Origin of the sequence: Clostridium celatum, assembly GCF_021412605.1 — a bacterium.
GTDB classification, from domain to species: domain Bacteria; phylum Bacillota; class Clostridia; order Clostridiales; family Clostridiaceae; genus Clostridium; species Clostridium celatum.
In genome coordinates, this window is the sequence record NZ_JAJKGM010000113.1 from 1 (window position 1) to 277 (window position 277).

General features: G+C 46.9%; 3 tRNA genes. All 3 read left to right on the top strand.

The features are described from left to right. Positions 1–2: 2 nt before the first annotated feature. The 3 genes from LPC13_RS16750 to LPC13_RS16760 all read left to right on the top strand — a co-directional run bounded on the left by LPC13_RS16750 (position 3) and on the right by LPC13_RS16760 (position 277). Positions 3–77 (top strand) — tRNA-Asn (locus LPC13_RS16750). Positions 78–104: 27 nt separating this feature from the next. Beyond that, a tRNA-Asn gene (locus LPC13_RS16755) sits at positions 105–179 on the top strand. Positions 180–205: 26 nt separating this feature from the next. Further along, a tRNA-Asn gene (locus tag LPC13_RS16760) sits at positions 206–277 on the top strand.

A 277-nucleotide genomic window follows, 5' to 3' on the forward strand; every position in this document is an offset into this window, starting at 1 on the left:
ATTCCGCGATAGCTCAATGGTGGAGCACTCGGCTGTTAACCGATAGGCTGGAGGTTCGAGTCCTCTTCGCGGAGCCATTTTAAATTTCATTGTATAATTAATATTCCGCGATAGCTCAATGGTGGAGCATTCGGCTGTTAACCGACAGGTTGGAGGTTCGAGTCCTCTTCGCGGAGCCATTTAATTTTAAATTATATAATAATATTCCGCGATAGCTCAATGGTGGAGCATTCGGCTGTTAACCGACAGGTTGGAGGTTCGAGTCCTCTTCGCGGAG